Below are 16,158 nucleotides of genomic sequence, written 5' to 3' on the forward strand. Positions count from 1 at the left end.
CTGATCATAAATATTGTAGGGCAGGAGAAGCTCTGTATTACTTGCGGGTTTCTCCCGCCCTACAAAATAAAAATAGGAAGCGGTGCTAAAAAAATCATTTAAATAGACGTTATTGAAGAAAAGACATAATCAGGTGGTTTTTTATAAAGGGAGTCTGTTTTCTCGGATTTCTTGTAAAAAAGATAAGCACGCTATCTTATTTTGGCTATTGTTATAATTGATTGTGTTTTTTTATTTGATCTTAAGCTGTTTTTTTGCATGTATGATTTTCATCGATAGGATGTGCGAAAAATGAAACTTAGAACACGGATACGGATTATTGTCATTGCCGCATTTTTGGGCATTATCATTGTGGGCGCTGGTAGTTTATACCAGCTGCGTCAAAGTATGATGCAGGAGCGTCGAGCGCAAATTATTCAGCTGCTGGATTTGGCGAAAGCACAATTGACGCATTTTCAGGAATTAGAAACCAGCGGCAAGCTGAGCCGTGAAGAGGCGCAAAGCCGTGCTAAAGAGGCCTTGGCTGCGCAAAGAGCGGGTAGTACTTATTTCTTTATTCGCAGCATGACGGATGATACTTTTGTATTTCATATTGATCCCAAGCGTATGGGTAAGCCTGATCCGGGGGCAAAATCGCCGGATGGTAGAACGGCAGTTCAGGTTATTCGTGACGGTTTGGCTGAAAGTAAAGACGGTAAAGCATTTGCTTTAACCTATGTTGCGCGGCCAGGAAGCGAGGATAAAACGATATATCCAAAGTTAAGCGGTGTTATTAAGTTTGAGCCTTGGGGCTGGATTCCAGGTACTGGGTTTTATCTGGATGATATTGATCGCCTGTTTTGGAATAGTGCAATAAAGATGTTGGTGGCAGGCTTGGTGATCCTTGCAGTGGTGGGGACGCTAGCAGTGGCTACAATGCGCAGTATTTTAGGGCAACTGGGTGGGGAGCCCCAAGAGGCGGCGGATATTGCGCAAGGTATTGCCAATGGTGATTTAACCCGGCAGATTGAAACGCAAGCAGGCCATAATAGTTTAATGGGTTCTATGCGCTCTATGCAGCAGGGCTTACACGATATGGTCCAGCGTTTTAATCAGGCGTCATCCACTTTGGCCCATGCGTCTCAGCAATTAAATAAAGAGACGGAGCAAATTAGCCGAGGTAGTCAGATGACGTCGGAAGCAACGTCTTCCACTGCCGCGGCAATTGAGGAAATGACGGTAAGTATCAGCCATATTTCATCCAGCGCTAGGGAAACAGAAGTCAATTCTCAGCAGGCTGCAGAGCTGGCCACTGAGGGAGAAAAAATGGCTCAGCATGCTGCAGACGAGATTCGCCGCATTTCTGGAGATATTGGCACTGCCGCGGGGCTGATTCGTGGTTTGGTTGAACGCTCTCGAGAAATTGACAGCATGAGCGCGGTGATTAAAGAAATTGCTGATCAAACCAATTTGCTAGCCCTAAATGCTGCCATTGAGGCTGCACGGGCTGGCGAGCAGGGAAGAGGGTTTGCTGTGGTGGCAGATGAGGTGCGCAAATTAGCAGAGCGTACAAGCGGTGCAACACAAGATATTACCCGCACGATTCGTGCCGTGCAGGAAGATACGGATATTGCTGCAGGCTCAATGGATGGCGTGCAAAGACAGGTCGAATTGGGTGTTGATCTAGTAGAAAAAGCGGCTGTGGCCTTACGTGAGATCAATAGCGTGACACGCGCCACTTTAGAAAAAATACGGGATGTAGCCAATGCAACTCAGGAACAAAGCCAGGTGAGTAACAGCATTGCTGGCAATGTGGAGCGGATTGCTCAGATGGTGGAAGAATCGGATGCCTCTGTGCAAGCGGCCCATGAGCAGGTGCGCAGCCTTGACGAGCTTGCCCGCGAGCTGCATCAGGCTGCGGCAAAATTCAGGCTGTAGGCATGTACTGCTCAGGGGGGGAAACTGAACAGGCCTACGTTTTCTCAGGGTAGAGGTTGCGATGCAAACGGAATCAAATCTTTAGCCGCTTGCCTTGAGTTGAGCGAAGGGGGGGATCTCATTAGAACCCACTCAAGGCTCACCCTTAATAAACCTGATCATAAAAAGCCCCTGCTAATAAAAGGCAGGGGCTTTTAAATTTGAAATCTGCAGCAGTTTGTTAAACAAATAAATAGTGTTTACTTCAGCTTCACATTCCAGTTCTTTTCCACGCACTTCACGTAATTGCCTTCGATCAGTGCGTTGTATGGGGTTTGGTAATCTACCAGCTGGCATTGGTTTTCTTGACCTGCATTCCAGGTTTTTTCCCAATAGATGGCGTAGGCGGCGGAGCTGCCTTTTTCGAAGCGCTGCATGCCGGTGCACTTCATCGATTCTTGTTTAATATCCCAACCTAAATCACGCGCAAACTCGGTGTAGTAGTCGATGCGGTTTTTGGCTGCTGGTTTTAGGGTGGCGTCTTGGCATTCGGCATTGATAATTTGGATGGTGGTAGGGAAGTCGTTACCCAAGCCACGCGATTTATCAAAGTCGTTTGGTACCCAGGTGCCGTCAATCACGTGCAGCATGGATGGCTTAGGCGGCTGTGGGTAGGCAAAGAAGAAGGTGGCGGAGGCCATATTCAACCAGCTTTCAGCCACTTGATCAGGCTCATTCAGCAGCTTAGTTTGATCGCCATTAAACATGGCTTGCGAGAACGGGCCATAGTTGTAGTTATATGAAAGCTGCTTTGCGCCGCGGCCATAATACTTTTTAAAGCTGCCGTCAGCATTCTTGCCGCAGGTCCATACGCCGTTAAAGACGGGATCGGTACATTCAGTGTTGTAGCCGCAGCCGGTGCCGGTTTCGGTGCAACCCATTTCACGTACATGCACTAGGGCTTGACGCCATTCATCTATGCCGTATTGGGTAACGCTGTGGCCGCCAGTTTCTTGGGCAAAGTGCGCAAACATGGTGGCAAGTGAGCGGCGGCAGATTTGGTCTGCATTGCGCCCATCGCTGTAGTCATCACATATGCCTGGGAATTTAGCTACGGCCTGTAAGAAGCGTTGATAGGTGTAGCTTGGGTGGCGCACTGAGAAATAGTAATTAAATTTTTGCTCAGGAACCAGTGCTTCTACGCGTTTTACATTGATTGGGTTGTCGCTTTTGCCTGCTGCAACTGCATCAACGATGGCATTGCTGGCGGTGCGCACTGAGGCTTTTACCTTTCGGAAAAAGTCATTATTAGTCAGTACTGCCTCGTAGGCTTGGGCTTGGGCCAGCGTTGGAATGCCGCCGTTACCCGTATTGGGAGGGGGGGTAGCGCCGCCACTTGATGATCCACTGCATACTCCGCTATCGTTCCAAGTGGTGCTTTTACCTGGCTCTTCACCGGCATTAACCCACCATTTTGCAGTGTAATTATGCCCTAGATAGCCGACGATGCTGCCGCCTGCATAGCTGCTGCTAGATACCCAGTTGGCTTTACATGCTGTACCACTTGGTGCAGGTGTTGGAGCTGCCGTTGGTGTTGGTACTTGGGTTGGAACTGCTGTTGGTGCAGGGGTTGGTACTTTGGTCGGCACGGGTGTTGGTGCAGGCGTTGGTACTTGAGTTGGAACTGGCGTAGTGCCGCTTACTAATTCCCACGTCCCCCATTGCTCGGCACCTGGCATATTGCCTTGAGTCCACCACTTGGCTTTCCACGTTTGGCCTTTATAAGTAGCGGTATTGCCTGCGGTGTAGGTACTGCTGGCGCTCCAGTCTGCCGCCATAACGGATGCGCTGATCAGCATCGCGGCAAGTAGGGCCGTGAGTTGTAGCGTGGTTTTCATTAGGTCTCGCTCCATCCATAAAAATCTGAGTTGCATCGCTAAGGCTTAGGCTAAACCTCAGTGCAAGTTCAGGTTTAATAAGGTTTGCTGGCTATACGCCAGTCTGGCTTATATTGAAGTGGTATCTTCAATTGTCGTTGTAAGGTTTGCTGATGTTAGCATTTGTACCTGTGGTGTCAATGACTACGACATCTCATTTGGTATTTTTTTAGAGAAAAGTTGATTTTGATGCTGGGCTTTAATTTGACACAATTTTATGCCAATAATGGCGAATTCATTGTGTTTGCAGATAGTTGCTGTTTCTCTGCGCTGCAGGGGGATCGCTGCAGCGCAATAAAAAGGTGAGTATTATTGAGGGAGAGTGTTCTAGCAAGCTGAAGGCATGCGCATTCGGTGGATTGGGTGATAAGTGGTATTGCTAGCCTTATAATTTTGGTACGTATACACAATAAATTCGGCCTGAGGCGGCGTTAATAGTGGGTTTGAATCCGGTATACTGCAGCGTTGATTCACTTGCTGCCGAGATGTCCATGCGTGTTGTTGCCCTGCTTTGTGCTCTATTGATTAGCTTAACTGCTTATGCAGAAGACGCTCCCTTGCCGTTTGATGTGCCCTCTGCTGCGCCCGTGATTCAGCGTACGGCAGTGAGTAAGCCTGCGACTAGATCTGTAGAACGGCAGGCAAATAGCACTAAAATTTCTGCCAAATCGCATCGAGCCGCTAAGAAGCATACGTCTTCAGCCAAACAAAGAAGCTCGGTATCGGGGGCAAAAAAGCATAAGGTGAAGGGGGCAAAGGTGAATGCCAATCAAACAAAAAAAACTAAGGGCAAGGTGGTGAGCATTTCGCGGCATACTCCGCCTACTAAAGGGCATAAGGCCGCTCGCGCAAAACACACGACCAAGCGTAAAGTGGCTACACATAAAAAGCGCTAATGACTGCTGTAATTAAATGCATAAAAAATGGCAGCGTTATCGCTGCCATTTTTACGTCAACTTAGGATTTTTTATTGGTTTAAATGCTTGCATTCCTTTTCAGTAAAAAATAAGGATAACCGCTATAATTTATACGTTAGCCTATGTTTAAAATAATAATATAGGCGCCTATTCTTACTGATGCCCTCTATGCCTCTTTTCTTGCTACGCTCTATTATTCTTATCAGCTTATGTTGTTTACCACAGGCCATCTTCGCTGCGCAGCTAAGGGTGCTGGTGTTAGATGGCGATCAGATGCCTTGGATGCAGGTGGAAAAAGGTAAGCTGAATGCAGGTTTGTACGCTGATTTGGGTGTAGCCCTAGCGCAAAAAATGAGACGAAAAGTTAGTTTTACTATCTTACCGCGTAAGCGTTTGGCCCTTGCCTTAGAAAAGGGGAGTGCTGATTTAATCTGTAACTATATCCCTGCTTGGATGCCTGGTGCTTTCGACTGGAGTGTGGGGTTTATTCCTAATACGGAATTACTGATTAGCGCGCAGTCAGCGAATAAGCCAGATTCTTTAGCTGAATTTGCCCACGTTCGAATTGGTACCGTGTTGGGTTATGCCTATTTAGAGTTGGATCAAATCTTAGGTAAGTATTTTTTGCGGGATGACGCGCCAACGATGCATAATAATCTACTTAAATTGGCTGCTGGGCGAATTCAGCATTTGGTGATTAATCAATTTGAATTGGAATACCAGCAGCGCTTAGGGCTATTTAAAACGCCATTACATCCTTATACGGTATTAAGGGCCTATAAGGGGCAATGCGCGGTTTCTAGAGTGGGGCAAGTCAGTGTGGCAGAAGTGAATCGGGCGATTGCCCTTTTGCAAAGTAGCCATGAATTAGCACAGATCATGGGAAAGTATCGCTAAAATTGACTGTTCCCCATGCTTTGCATATTGCACAAAGCATGGGGTATTTTTTAGGCAGATATCTTGGCTAGCTCGGTAAAATAAGTTGGGAAAGTTTTGGCTGTGCATTGTGGATCATTAATCCGCACCGCTACTCCTGTGACTGCTACCAGCGAGAAACACATGGCCATGCGGTGATCGTCGTAAGTATCAATCTCAGCATGGGCGATCAGTGTGTCAGGCGGGGTGATGGTAATAAAATCCTTTCCCTCAATGACTGTTGCACCCACTTTACGCAGCTCGGTGGCCATGGCGCTGAGGCGGTCGGTTTCTTTGACGCGCCAGCTGGCAATGTTGCTTAAGGTGGTTGGGCCTTTGGCAAAAAGGGCGGTAATGGCTAAGGTCATGGCGGCATCGGGGATATGGTTCATATCTGCATTGATGCCTATCAATTGACCGCTGGCCGGTGGTGCTGCCTCAATATAATTGCTGCCCCAAGTGATTTCTGCCCCCATTAAGCCCAGTGCTTCGGCAAAGCGTTTATCGCCTTGAATGCTATCTGCGCCCATGCCGGTGACGCGCACCTTACCGCCACCGATTGCCCCTGCGGCTAAAAAGTAAGATGCGGATGAGGCATCGCCTTCTACATCAATCTCGCCTGGGCTTTGGTAGCTTTGCCCAGCAGCAATCGTGAAGCTGCTCCAGCCATTTTGCTCAACCTGTACGCCAAATTTAGCCATTAGTTTAAGGGTGATGTCGATATAGGGCTTAGAGATTAGTTCGCCAATGACTTTAATGGTGACCGCCTCGCCTGTGAGGGGCAGAGCCATCAGGAGCGCTGTTAAAAATTGGCTAGATACATTGCCCTTTACTTTGATTGTTTGGCCGTTATAGCTGGCGGGTTGAATGGCTAGTGGCGGGTAGCCTTCTACAGCGGTGCATTCAATCAAGGCACCGGCCTCACGTAGCGCATTGACTAAATCGCCAATTGGGCGCTCGTGCATGCGGGCCACGCCGCTCAAGGTGTAGTGGCCTTGGCTAAGTGCTAGGGCTGCAGTGAGCGGGCGAAAAGCAGTGCCAGCATTGCCTAAAAATAATTCAGCCGCTTTAACCGGAAACACGCCTGCTGCGCCCTGCACGATGAAATCACGACTATCGCCTTCCTGCTCCCATTTAATCCCTAAGGCCTTCAGTGCCTCCAACATATAGTGGATATCATCTGCAGCCAGTAAGCCTTTTACCGTGGTGGTGCCTTTGGCCAGAGCGGCCAGCAAGAGCGTACGGTTGGAAATACTTTTGGAGCCAGGCAGGGCAACGGTGCCGTTGACACGGGCGATAGGGGCGAGGTCTTTGTATTCCATGGGGCATTCCGTATTGAAGGTCGGTTGGATGGTCGTTGCAGGACAGGGGCAAAGTATTGGCGCAGGTTGCGCATGCTTATTTTATGGGGAGAACGCTGATACGAACAGATGTACGGCAAAAATAATGAGTATGAAGATCATGCCGGCAGCGGCTGCAGACATGATCTCTATTGAAATGGTTTAGTCCCGATCGTGCCCGCGTCCGTGCCCATTACCATTACCTTTACCATGGCCATGCTGTTTATGACCTTTGTGGTCGTCATCATCTCTGCCGCGATACTCATCACGATAGCGAGGCACTACTTCATTGTTGTACCAGCTTTCTTGTACAAAATAGACGGGTCGAGCACAGGCGTTATATCTGCCGCAGTGTTTGGACCAGTTTTTTGCGTGCCCAGGTGGAACCACTAAATACAAAGGGGGTTGAGCTACGGTGACTTGCTGGATAATTCTGGGCTCACGGTAGATCAGTTGGGGTTGCGGATAATTGCCAATATCTAAGCGCCCATAAAACCCAGCTTGTCCAAACTGTACAGAAACACCCGCATCGGCAGCCCAAGCGCTGGAGGATATAAGTAGAGCCAGTGCAATGCCTGTCTTGCTAATATATTTATTCATGATGTACCTAATGGCGCAGTGAGCAATTCAATCAACATACACTTAGGGCAGTAATGAATCCACTGCTGTTAATACCCTGCTTGATTCTAGTTGATTAAGGCAGTTCATATGCTTGAGTGGGCAAACTCTAGCAAAACAAGGGCTGCATTCTAAATCTAAGGTCACAATTGTGGCGTTTCTGGATAAAGGCGGGGTAAATTCGGGTGAGCTGGAGCCATAAATAGCGACCAACGGCCGCTCTAGCGCCGCAGCCACATGCATTAGGCCAGAGTCATTACTGACCACTACTTGGGCAAATGACATCATATCAATGGCTTCAGCTAGCGATGTTTTACCGCAGTAATCAATCACCTCGGGCGCGCCGGCCAAAATTTCATCGGCAATTTCGCGGTCTTTGTTTGAGCCAAAGATACAAATCTGAAAACCACGCTCAATCAATGTTTTTGCAAGTGCGGCCATATGGCTACCAGGCCAGCGTTTAGCGGGGCCGTATTCAGCACCTGGGCACAGCGCGATCATAGGCTTGTGGGTATTAAAGCCTAGCTTAGCGCTGCTGGCATGGCGTTCTTGCTCGTTAACCACCAGGTGAGGGAAGGGTACGGGGCGCTGCACGGGCTGGTTTACATCTTCTGCTAAGGCAGCAAAGCGCTCAACCATCTTGGGTAAGGCCAGCGGATCAAGTACGCGGGTGTCATTAAGTAAGCCGTAACGTGATTCACCTACCCAGCCCGTACGGGTTTTGATGCCACTAAATAAGGGCACCAGTGCCGATTTAAGTGAGTTTGGCAGCACAATCACTTGATCGTAACCGCGTGTTTTCATTTGCCGCGCGAGTGCCCATCGCGCACCCAGCTTGAGCTCACCGTGGCCAAAGGGCGTATCAAAGGATTCGCTGACTTCGGGCATGCGGGCGTGCAAGGGGCGCGTCCATGCTGGAGCAAGCACATCTAAAATAAGGCCAGGATAACGCTGATGTAGTCGACGATAAAGTGGCTGCGCCATAATGGCGTCACCTACCCATGCTGGGGCAATAATCAGGATTTTTTTCATATGCTCTGGAGGTAAAACGAGCAGGCCGAGCTTTAGCCTACGGCTTGCTTAGCAGGCTTTAGGAAGGGGGTGACGGGTGTCGAATACACGAGCCCCGTCCATATCGCTTTAAGGGCTTAGTGACCTTTAACGACTTCACCTGCTTTGAGGCGGTAATGCGTACCACAGTATGGGCAAAGTGCCTCACCATTTTTGGCTACAGGCAAAAAGACACGCGGATGGGAGTTCCAGCTCAGCATATCCGGCATAGGGCAATGCAGAGGTAAATCGCTGGCGAGTACTTCGATTTCGCGTTGAGTGTTTTCTTTGAGTTCCATGGGTTTTCTCTTTCATGCTCGGTGATAACGATCACCATAGTTCAAGGGGGCGGATGCTCCACCCCCTAATAAATATTAAACCAGTGTCAACCAGTCTTCATGCAAAGGATCTAAGCCTTTTACACAATCAAAATAGCGTTTTTGTAGCCGTTCAGTAATCGGGCCGCGGCTACCAATGCCAATTGGGCGATTATCTAGCTCACGAATCGGAGTGACTTCAGCGGCAGTACCGGTAAAGAAAGCTTCATCTGCGGTATAAACTTCATCGCGGGTGATGCGTTTTTCGATGACCTCAATGCCTTCTTCTTTGGCCAGCGTGATCACCGTGCTGCGGGTGATGCCGTCCAAACAGCTAGAGACATCCGGTGTATAGAGTTTGCCTTTTTTGACGATAAATAAATTTTCGCCAGCCCCTTCAGATACATAGCCTTCGGTGTCGAGCAGCATGGCTTCGTCGTAACCATCTGCTGCGGCTTCTTGGTGTGCCAGAATCGAGTTCACGTAGTAACCGCTGGCTTTGGCTCGCACCATGGATACATTGACATGGTGGCGAGTAAAGCTTGATACCTTAACACGAATGCCTTTTTCTAAGCCTTCCGTACCAAGGTAAGCGCCCCAAGGCCAAGCTGCCACAATCACATTGATGGTATTGCCCGTTGCGGCAATGCCGAGTTTTTCTGAGCCAACAAAAGCCAGTGGACGTAGGTAGCAGGAGGCGAGTTTGTTCTCGCGCACCACCGTTTTTTGCGCTTCGAAGAGCTCTTCGAAGCTAAACGGAATGTTCATTTGAAAAATTTTGGCCGAATTGAATAAGCGCTCGGTGTGATCATGTAGGCGGAAAATTGCAGTGCCCTTTGGGGTTTCGTAAGCGCGAACACCTTCAAATACGCCCATGCCGTAATGCAGGGTATGGGTCAAAACGTGTGTAGTCGCGTCGCGCCATTCAACTAATTTACCGTCATACCAGATAAGCCCATCGCGATCAGACATCGACATATTGCAAACTCCTGTCTAAAGTATTTGTGAGTAAGTATTGAGTGTTTGATTGTAACTGAAAATAGGCAGGCTGTTGGCGGGCTTGCTGGATGCTTTATAAGGGTCATTCCGTCCTAATAAGGATTGGAGGATGATTTTTTACAGGAGGTGCAATTAACCTTGACGCATGCTAATGACATGTTGTTGGCATTAAAGTGTCTGCCTTTTATAAGCTCGGCTTGGTTTTTGGCTCTGTTCTTTATTAATTTTAGGTGAAGAACCTTATCTAACAGCATTTAAGTGATGGTGTGATGTCCGTTTAAGGATATTTATCTCGCATTCTTTTGATCTCGAGGTAATATAAGAAAAGTCTTATATTTAATGAAGTGAGATGTATCATGGAAGCAGATTTAGTCGACGCGTCAGAAGTACCGCTCAATGGAGAGTTAGGGTTTGTGCTGGCTGCCAGCTTGGCATTGGCCGCTTGTGGTGGTTCTGAGTCGGAGTCAAGCATTGCTGCTGTTACTCCGGTGTTAAAACCGCTAAGCGATATTGAGGCGTCACGGTTTTTGGCGCAGGCGGGGTTTGGCGGGAACCAAGATGACCTTGAGCGGTTGAAATCGTTGGGTTATGAGGGATGGCTGACTCTACAAATCAACGAAGCTCCTCCGCCTTCTCGTTGGGCTTATGGCATGCAGCTTAGAAGTAATGACTTCCCTGCATTTCAAAATTGGCAGGTCTTGCCAAATATTCTTTGGCAGAGTCTTTTTAGCGGTAAAGATGTATTGCAGCAGCGCATGACTCTCGCATTATCAGAAATATTTGTGATTAGCTACCCAGGTGTCGATGTAGCGGGCCCGATTAAGTCGCTTGTGATGGCACATTTTATGGACTTGCTACAAAAAAGCGCTTTTGGCAATTTTAGGCAGTTGCTAGAGGACGTGACGCTGAGTGTGGCGATGGGCAGGATGCTGGGTACGCTGGGCAATTTAAAAGAAGACAATAAAGGCCGTCGCCCCGACGAAAACTATGCGCGTGAGGTGATGCAGCTTTTTACTATTGGCCTTTATGAGTTAAATCTGGATGGCTCACTAAAAAAAGATAGTAATGGACAGCCTATCGAAACTTATACCTTGGATACCGTTAGCAATCTAGCGCGGGTATTTACGGGCTGGACTGCATCTTTGCAATTTAATGTGGTCAATCCCGATCTTGAAGTTTCGCATCAGCCGATGAGTCATGTGGCAGCCAATCACTCTTTGCTAGAAAAAAACTTTTTAGGCACGGTTATTCCAGCGGGAACGGCTGGCCCTGCCTCGCTTAAAATTGCATTAGATACTTTATTTAATCACCCGAATGTGGGGCCATTTATTGCGAAGCAGTTGATTCAGCGTTTTGTAAGCAGCAACCCTTCTCCTGCTTATATTTCCCGCGTGGCGAGTATTTTTAATAATAACGGCCAGTCTGTTCGGGGAGATTTAAAAGCGGTGATTAAGGGGATATTGCTTGATCCTGAAGCAAGGCAAGCGCCTGATTTACTTGGGCAGTTTGCGGGTAAGCATCGGGAGCCAATGATTCGCTTAGTGCAACTGATTCGCACCTTGGATTACCGTAGCCCAGATGGAGCTTGGCGTTTGGGGAACACCAATGACTCTAGCTGGCGTTTGGGTCAAGGCCCTTTGGGGGCGGCGAGTGTGTTTAACTTCTTTCGGCCTGGTTACACACCCCCAGGCTCTGAGTTGGCGAAGCAGGGCTTAGTTGCGCCAGAAATGCAAATCGTGTCTGAAACCTCGACGTTGGTGCAGGTTAATTATTGGTACAATTTATTGATGGACCCACAAAGTAGTACCTTTCGTACCTATAACGATGCCAATGGTAATAACTTAAACGATAAGAAGGAAACGGGCTTATCGCTGTTTTTGACTGAGGAAAAAAAGCTGGCGGATCAGCCTACTGCCTTGTTGGAGCGGTTTAATCTTTTATTTGCCTGTGGCCAGCTCAGTGATGGGGTTAAGGCTGCAATTATTAATAGCATTAGCAAAATCAGTATCGTGGATGCAAACCCTGCAAAAGTAGAATCATTCAAGCAAAATCGTGTGGTCGCCACGTTGTTGATGGTGCTAAGCAACCCAGAATATCTGGTTTTAAAGTAAGGAACTCCGATGAATAACACACTCTCTCGTCGCGAGTTTTTGCGTCGCGCAGGTATGCTGGCTGCCTCTGGTGCTGCCGCACCTATGGCATTTAATTTATCTTTAATGAGTGAGGCGGCTGCGGCAACAGCACCTGGTGATTATAAGGCGCTGGTCTGTGTGTTTTTGGCTGGCGGTAATGATCACCAAAACACGATGGTTCCTTATGATTTAAAAAATTATCAGGCCTATGCCGCGATTCGCCAGACATTAGCCACGCCTCGCGATCAGCTCTTGCCCTTACCTGGGGTGTTGGCAGATGGCCGGCAAATGGCACTCGCCCCGCAGTTGACGGGCTTGGCTTCTTTGTTTGGGCAAGGCCGCTTGGCCGTCGTTGCCAATATGGGGCCGCTGATGCAGCCCACCACCAAGGCGCAATATCTAAGCCGTAGCGTTGCACTGCCTCCAAAGTTATTTTCGCATAATGATCAGCAAAGCTTTTGGATGTCATCTATGGCAGAAGGGGCAAGCTCAGGCTGGGGAGGGAGAATCGGGGATCTATTTCTTGCGGGCAATAGTAATGCTGCGCTGAGTTGTATTTCTGTAGGTGGGGTGGGCTTATATTTGAGCGGTAAACAGGCGAGTAGCTTTACTGTAGGCGTTACGGGTAATCCGCAGTTATTGTGGGGCTCAACTTATTTATTTAGCCCTAGCTATATCAATGAATTAAAAGCGTTGATGAGCACTAATAAAAACAATCATCTAGAAAACGAATATGTCAAAGTCACTCAGCGGGGTTTAAATACCTCGGTGCAGCTTGATACAGCACTCAAATCTGCACCTGCATTAAACGCCACCTTTCCTGCAGGAAATAGCTTGGCAGATTCCTTGAAAATGGTGGCAAAGCTGATTAGTACGCGTGCTCAATTAGGAAATAAGCGTCAAGTGTTTATGGTGCAGCTGGGTGGTTTTGATATGCACGATGGCTTGCTGGCCAAGCATCCTATCCAGCTTAAAATGGTGAATGATGCGCTAATGGCCTTTGATGGTGCAATGACTGAGCTGGGCCTGCAAGATCAAGTCACCACCTTTACGGGCTCAGAATTTGGCCGGACTTTAAGCGGCAATGGCGATGGCTCCGACCATGGCTGGGCCAGCCATCATTTTGTGATGGGGGGGGCGGTAGCGGGCGGTAAAATTTATGGGCGAGTGCCTGAGCCTATTATTGGCGGTGCTGACGATGTGGGGCAGGGGCGTTATATCCCAGATCTATCGGTCGAGCAGTTGGCATGGCCGCTGGCAAAATGGTTTGGTGTACCAGACTCAGATCGTTATTTGGTCTTACCCACTTTGGCGCGCTTTGATGCGGATGCTTTAAAAATCATGCGTTGATTGCAATCACAGACTGAGCTTGTGCAAATTAGCCTTAGAAAATGCGCTGTTTGGTCCACGAAAAGTACAAAACTTACGAAAGATTATTTACTCCGTTCGTGCTTTTCGTGGACTAAATATTTTTGGATATGGCCGAATAGCTGTTAAATATCCGATTCCATTTTTGGGCTTCTGCCCATTAAATCGGCCAAGATATCTTGCACCGGCATATGCTCAAACAGCATCTTGCAGACCGCGGCGGTAATCGGCATTTCGATACCTAGCTCTGTAGCTTGGCGCAGCACTTCACGCGCAGTAGGTACGCCTTCTGCAACGTGGCCTAAATTCTTGAGAATATCGTCAAGGTTTAAACCTTGTGCCAGCAGCAAGCCAACTCGGCGATTACGGGATAAATCGCCGGTGGCGGTCAGCATTAAATCACCAATTCCAGCTAAGCCCATCATGGTCTCGGTTTTACCACCTAGTGCACTGGCAAAACGGGCCATTTCAGCGAGACCACGGGTGAGTAAGGCCGCACGGGCATTGAGCCCAAGCTTTAGCCCATCACAAACCCCTGCGGCAATCGCAATAACATTTTTAACCGCAGCGCCAATTTCTACACCAATTAAATCATCGCTGGCATAGAGGCGTAATACTGAGGTATTGAGTTCGGTGACGGTAAGCCGGGCAAATTGCGCATCATTTGAGGCAATTGTGACGGCTGCAGGTAAGCCTTGGGCAACTTCTTGAGCAAAACTCGGCCCAGATAACATGCCGCGCGGCACATCATCTGACATTTCTTGCGCTGCAACTTGATGGGGCAACAGCATCGTGCCAGCTTCTAAGCCCTTGCAGGCCCAGAGTACGGCGGCTTTGCAACCCATATCGTGCAAAGCTTTTAGTGAGCTGCGCAGGCCAGACATTGGCGTCACAATCAGTACCAGCTCGGCGTTTTTAACGGCACTGGCTAAGTCGTGTGTTACCGATAAGGTGCACGGAAAGACGGCATCTGCTAAATAACGAGGATTAGCGCTAGATGCTTGCATTTCAGTCACTTGATTCGCATCGCGTGACCAAAGTGTTACTTGGTGTTGATCGGCAAAACGGATTGCCAGTGCAGTCCCCCAAGAGCCTGCACCCAATACGGCTAATTTCATACGCCCCACACTTCCTCAATACGAATAAAGCCAATAACACCGTCGCGATGCCGAACTTTTAGCCAGCCAGTGCGGGTGTTGTCTTGTAAATCCAAGAGTAGGTCTTTACCTGCACGATAAAGTAGCGGTGATTTAGCATCGGCAGTTTTATAGAGATTTGCTTCGCGCAAAACCTGCACAGTATGCTTAGTTGAAAGCTCGCTTTTCTTAAGCCAAGCTAACCCGCCCGTTTTATCCCGCACCCTTGCCCACTCTCCTTGCTCAGCAAGTAGCTCAAGTGGCATGCCTTTGCTGACTAAAAAAAGTTTTTTGGCTTCATTACTTGGGGCTTCAGATAACACAGCGCCGTGGCGAGCCACAGAACGATACTCGAGCGCAAAAGCCGCGTTGGCCGATAAAACCAACGCAGCGATGACACTCAGCTTAATGAGTGGTTTGTGCATTTGCCGCCTGTTCTTCTGCTTGCTGACGTTGTTGCAAGTAGATTGCTTCAAAATTAATCGGCTGTAACATCAGTGGCGGGAAGCCAGCGCGTGTTGTTAAGTCAGATACCGCTTCGCGAAGGTATGGGAACAAAATGCTTGGGCAGCCAATGCCTAATAGTGGATCCATTTCGCCTTCAGGCACGTTCTCGATATTAAATAAACCGTTTTGGGTTACTTCAACCAAGAAAATCGTACGGTCTTCAACCGTTGCTTGTGCAGTCACGGTCAGTGACACTTCAAAAAAGCCATTGTCGAAGCTGCGAGCTTGATTGCGGAACTGAATATTAAACTCAGGCTCAGCCTGCTCTAAAAAGGCTTGTGGCGAATTTGGGGATTCAAGCGAAATGTCTTTTACATATAGTTTTTGGATAGCAAAAACTGGCTGAAGCTCTTGGTTTTGTTCGCTCATGGCAAATCCTTCTCTTCTATTTATATAGTTGGGGTAAAACGTGAGGCGAAATCATCGCACGATTTAGGGGCAGATTGCTACCGTCTATCTTGGATTGATTGTATTACGGGGCTAATAAAGCATCGAGTTCGCCAGCGTGATCCAGTGCAGCCAAATCATCAAAGCCACCAATATGACGCTCGCCAATATAAATTTGCGGCACAGTACGGCGATTGGTGCGGGTCATCATCTCATCGCGGCGTTCAGGGTATAGATCAATCCGCACCTTCTCGATCTCAGTCACGCCTTTTTTGTTTAATAAACGCTCAGCCATCACACAATAAGGGCAGACCCCAGTGCTATACATTAAAACATGGGCCATGTTGGGTCCTTTAATGATCATTTCGTAATACAAATACAGATGAGGGCAAATGGCTATTCTACAAGGTGTGAAAGTGTTGGATATTTCATCATTTTAAAAACAAAGACTTAGCTACTTACCTCGTCTTAAGTGCGCGCCAGTGCTTGACCTAAGCGGCCCCAGCCCGTATATTTCGGCCTCTCGCTGCAGCACACACAGCCACACAGTGATGTCACAGCGAGACGATCTTTAACAAAATACAGTCGATGAGTGTGAGTGCTTGGTTCGGAAGCGAAACAAGTGCTTACATGAGTGAT

At 48.3% G+C, this 16,158-nt stretch carries 15 protein-coding genes; 5 read left to right on the forward strand and 10 right to left on the reverse strand.

From position 1 onward, the window contains the following. The first annotated feature begins 291 nt into the window (after nucleotides 1–291). Nucleotides 292–1,917 carry a methyl-accepting chemotaxis protein gene (locus tag Q0R17_RS07175; protein WP_293933407.1) on the forward strand — a complete coding sequence of 542 codons (1,626 nt, stop codon included), beginning with the start codon at nucleotides 292–294 and terminating at the stop codon, nucleotides 1,915–1,917. 239 nt (nucleotides 1,918–2,156) lie between these two features. On the opposite strand, the gene Q0R17_RS07180 is transcribed toward Q0R17_RS07175, so the two are convergent. After that, on the reverse strand, nucleotides 2,157–3,794 hold the full coding sequence (locus tag Q0R17_RS07180) for a glycoside hydrolase family 19 protein (RefSeq protein WP_293933408.1): 1,638 nt from the start codon (nucleotides 3,792–3,794) through the stop codon (nucleotides 2,157–2,159). Nucleotides 3,795–4,318: 524 nt separating this feature from the next. On the opposite strand from Q0R17_RS07180, the gene Q0R17_RS07185 reads away from it, so the two are divergent. Beyond that, the gene (locus tag Q0R17_RS07185; RefSeq protein ID WP_293933410.1) at nucleotides 4,319–4,729 is read left to right on the forward strand and encodes a hypothetical protein; all 411 of its coding nucleotides are present in this window, start codon (nucleotides 4,319–4,321) and stop codon (nucleotides 4,727–4,729) included. A gap of 189 nt (nucleotides 4,730–4,918) precedes the next feature. Further along, nucleotides 4,919–5,647, forward strand: a complete 729-nt coding sequence (locus tag Q0R17_RS07190) for an ABC transporter substrate-binding protein (protein ID WP_293933413.1) — start codon at nucleotides 4,919–4,921, stop codon at nucleotides 5,645–5,647. 50 nt (nucleotides 5,648–5,697) lie between these two features. Here Q0R17_RS07190 and aroA read toward each other — a convergent pair whose 3' ends face one another. The 5 genes from aroA to Q0R17_RS07215 all read right to left on the reverse strand — a co-directional run bounded on the left by aroA (nucleotide 5,698) and on the right by Q0R17_RS07215 (nucleotide 9,968). Beyond that, a complete protein-coding gene (aroA, locus tag Q0R17_RS07195) occupies nucleotides 5,698–6,987 on the reverse strand; it encodes a 3-phosphoshikimate 1-carboxyvinyltransferase (protein WP_293933416.1) in 1,290 nt (429 codons plus the stop codon). 180 nt (nucleotides 6,988–7,167) lie between these two features. Beyond that, a complete protein-coding gene (locus tag Q0R17_RS07200) occupies nucleotides 7,168–7,605 on the reverse strand; it encodes a hypothetical protein (protein WP_293933419.1) in 438 nt (145 codons plus the stop codon). Nucleotides 7,606–7,647: 42 nt separating this feature from the next. After that, entirely contained in the window at nucleotides 7,648–8,655 is a 1,008-nt protein-coding gene (gene waaF, locus Q0R17_RS07205) for a lipopolysaccharide heptosyltransferase II (protein ID WP_293933422.1), read from the reverse strand. 116 nt (nucleotides 8,656–8,771) lie between these two features. Beyond that, entirely contained in the window at nucleotides 8,772–8,972 is a 201-nt protein-coding gene (locus tag Q0R17_RS07210; RefSeq protein ID WP_130107400.1) for a zinc-finger domain-containing protein, read from the reverse strand. Nucleotides 8,973–9,047: 75 nt separating this feature from the next. Beyond that, nucleotides 9,048–9,968: a branched-chain amino acid transaminase gene (locus tag Q0R17_RS07215; protein ID WP_293933424.1), complete on the reverse strand. Its 921-nt coding sequence runs from the start codon at nucleotides 9,966–9,968 to the stop codon at nucleotides 9,048–9,050. 377 nt (nucleotides 9,969–10,345) lie between these two features. Between Q0R17_RS07215 and Q0R17_RS07220 the strand changes: the two genes are divergently transcribed. Beyond that, nucleotides 10,346–12,100 (forward strand): DUF1800 family protein, encoded by a 1,755-nt coding sequence (locus tag Q0R17_RS07220; RefSeq protein ID WP_293933426.1) that lies wholly within the window; start codon nucleotides 10,346–10,348, stop codon nucleotides 12,098–12,100. Between the two features lie 9 nt (nucleotides 12,101–12,109). Beyond that, nucleotides 12,110–13,471, forward strand: a complete 1,362-nt coding sequence (locus tag Q0R17_RS07225; RefSeq protein WP_293933428.1) for a DUF1501 domain-containing protein — start codon at nucleotides 12,110–12,112, stop codon at nucleotides 13,469–13,471. A 143-nt stretch (nucleotides 13,472–13,614) separates the two neighbouring features. Here the strand turns inward: Q0R17_RS07225 and Q0R17_RS07230 are convergent, their stop codons facing one another. From Q0R17_RS07230 to grxC, 4 genes are all read right to left on the reverse strand, one after another. Further along, the gene (locus tag Q0R17_RS07230) at nucleotides 13,615–14,607 is read right to left on the reverse strand and encodes an NAD(P)H-dependent glycerol-3-phosphate dehydrogenase (RefSeq protein WP_293933432.1); all 993 of its coding nucleotides are present in this window, start codon (nucleotides 14,605–14,607) and stop codon (nucleotides 13,615–13,617) included. After that, nucleotides 14,604–15,050, reverse strand: a complete 447-nt coding sequence (locus Q0R17_RS07235; protein WP_293933435.1) for an SH3 domain-containing protein — start codon at nucleotides 15,048–15,050, stop codon at nucleotides 14,604–14,606. The genes Q0R17_RS07230 and Q0R17_RS07235 overlap by 4 nt, the downstream gene beginning before the upstream one ends. Further along, nucleotides 15,031–15,501 carry a protein-export chaperone SecB gene (secB, locus tag Q0R17_RS07240; RefSeq protein WP_293933437.1) on the reverse strand — a complete coding sequence of 157 codons (471 nt, stop codon included), beginning with the start codon at nucleotides 15,499–15,501 and terminating at the stop codon, nucleotides 15,031–15,033. The genes Q0R17_RS07235 and secB overlap by 20 nt, the downstream gene beginning before the upstream one ends. Nucleotides 15,502–15,604: 103 nt before the next feature. Beyond that, the gene (gene grxC, locus Q0R17_RS07245) at nucleotides 15,605–15,862 is read right to left on the reverse strand and encodes a glutaredoxin 3 (RefSeq protein ID WP_293933439.1); all 258 of its coding nucleotides are present in this window, start codon (nucleotides 15,860–15,862) and stop codon (nucleotides 15,605–15,607) included. Nucleotides 15,863–16,158 lie beyond the last annotated feature (296 nt).

Origin of the sequence: Iodobacter sp., from assembly GCF_025352645.1 — a bacterium.
Lineage (GTDB): Bacteria > Pseudomonadota > Gammaproteobacteria > Burkholderiales > Chitinibacteraceae > Iodobacter.

Excerpts from the sequence above, each read along its gene's own strand:
- Q0R17_RS07175 (WP_293933407.1), top strand. The coding sequence starts at position 292 with ATGAAACTTAGAACACGGATACGGATTATTGTCATTGCCGCATTTTTG.
- Q0R17_RS07180 (WP_293933408.1), bottom strand. The coding sequence starts at position 3,794 with ATGAAAACCACGCTACAACTCACGGCCCTACTTGCCGCGATGCTGATC.
- Q0R17_RS07185 (WP_293933410.1), top strand. The coding sequence starts at position 4,319 with ATGTCCATGCGTGTTGTTGCCCTGCTTTGTGCTCTATTGATTAGCTTA.
- Q0R17_RS07190 (WP_293933413.1), top strand. The coding sequence starts at position 4,919 with ATGCCTCTTTTCTTGCTACGCTCTATTATTCTTATCAGCTTATGTTGT.
- aroA (WP_293933416.1), bottom strand. The coding sequence starts at position 6,987 with ATGGAATACAAAGACCTCGCCCCTATCGCCCGTGTCAACGGCACCGTT.
- Q0R17_RS07200 (WP_293933419.1), bottom strand. The coding sequence starts at position 7,605 with ATGAATAAATATATTAGCAAGACAGGCATTGCACTGGCTCTACTTATA.
- waaF (WP_293933422.1), bottom strand. The coding sequence starts at position 8,655 with ATGAAAAAAATCCTGATTATTGCCCCAGCATGGGTAGGTGACGCCATT.
- Q0R17_RS07210 (WP_130107400.1), bottom strand. The coding sequence starts at position 8,972 with ATGGAACTCAAAGAAAACACTCAACGCGAAATCGAAGTACTCGCCAGC.
- Q0R17_RS07215 (WP_293933424.1), bottom strand. The coding sequence starts at position 9,968 with ATGTCGATGTCTGATCGCGATGGGCTTATCTGGTATGACGGTAAATTA.
- Q0R17_RS07220 (WP_293933426.1), top strand. The coding sequence starts at position 10,346 with ATGGAAGCAGATTTAGTCGACGCGTCAGAAGTACCGCTCAATGGAGAG.
- Q0R17_RS07225 (WP_293933428.1), top strand. The coding sequence starts at position 12,110 with ATGAATAACACACTCTCTCGTCGCGAGTTTTTGCGTCGCGCAGGTATG.
- Q0R17_RS07230 (WP_293933432.1), bottom strand. The coding sequence starts at position 14,607 with ATGAAATTAGCCGTATTGGGTGCAGGCTCTTGGGGGACTGCACTGGCA.
- Q0R17_RS07235 (WP_293933435.1), bottom strand. The coding sequence starts at position 15,050 with ATGCACAAACCACTCATTAAGCTGAGTGTCATCGCTGCGTTGGTTTTA.
- secB (WP_293933437.1), bottom strand. The coding sequence starts at position 15,501 with ATGAGCGAACAAAACCAAGAGCTTCAGCCAGTTTTTGCTATCCAAAAA.
- grxC (WP_293933439.1), bottom strand. The coding sequence starts at position 15,862 with ATGGCCCATGTTTTAATGTATAGCACTGGGGTCTGCCCTTATTGTGTG.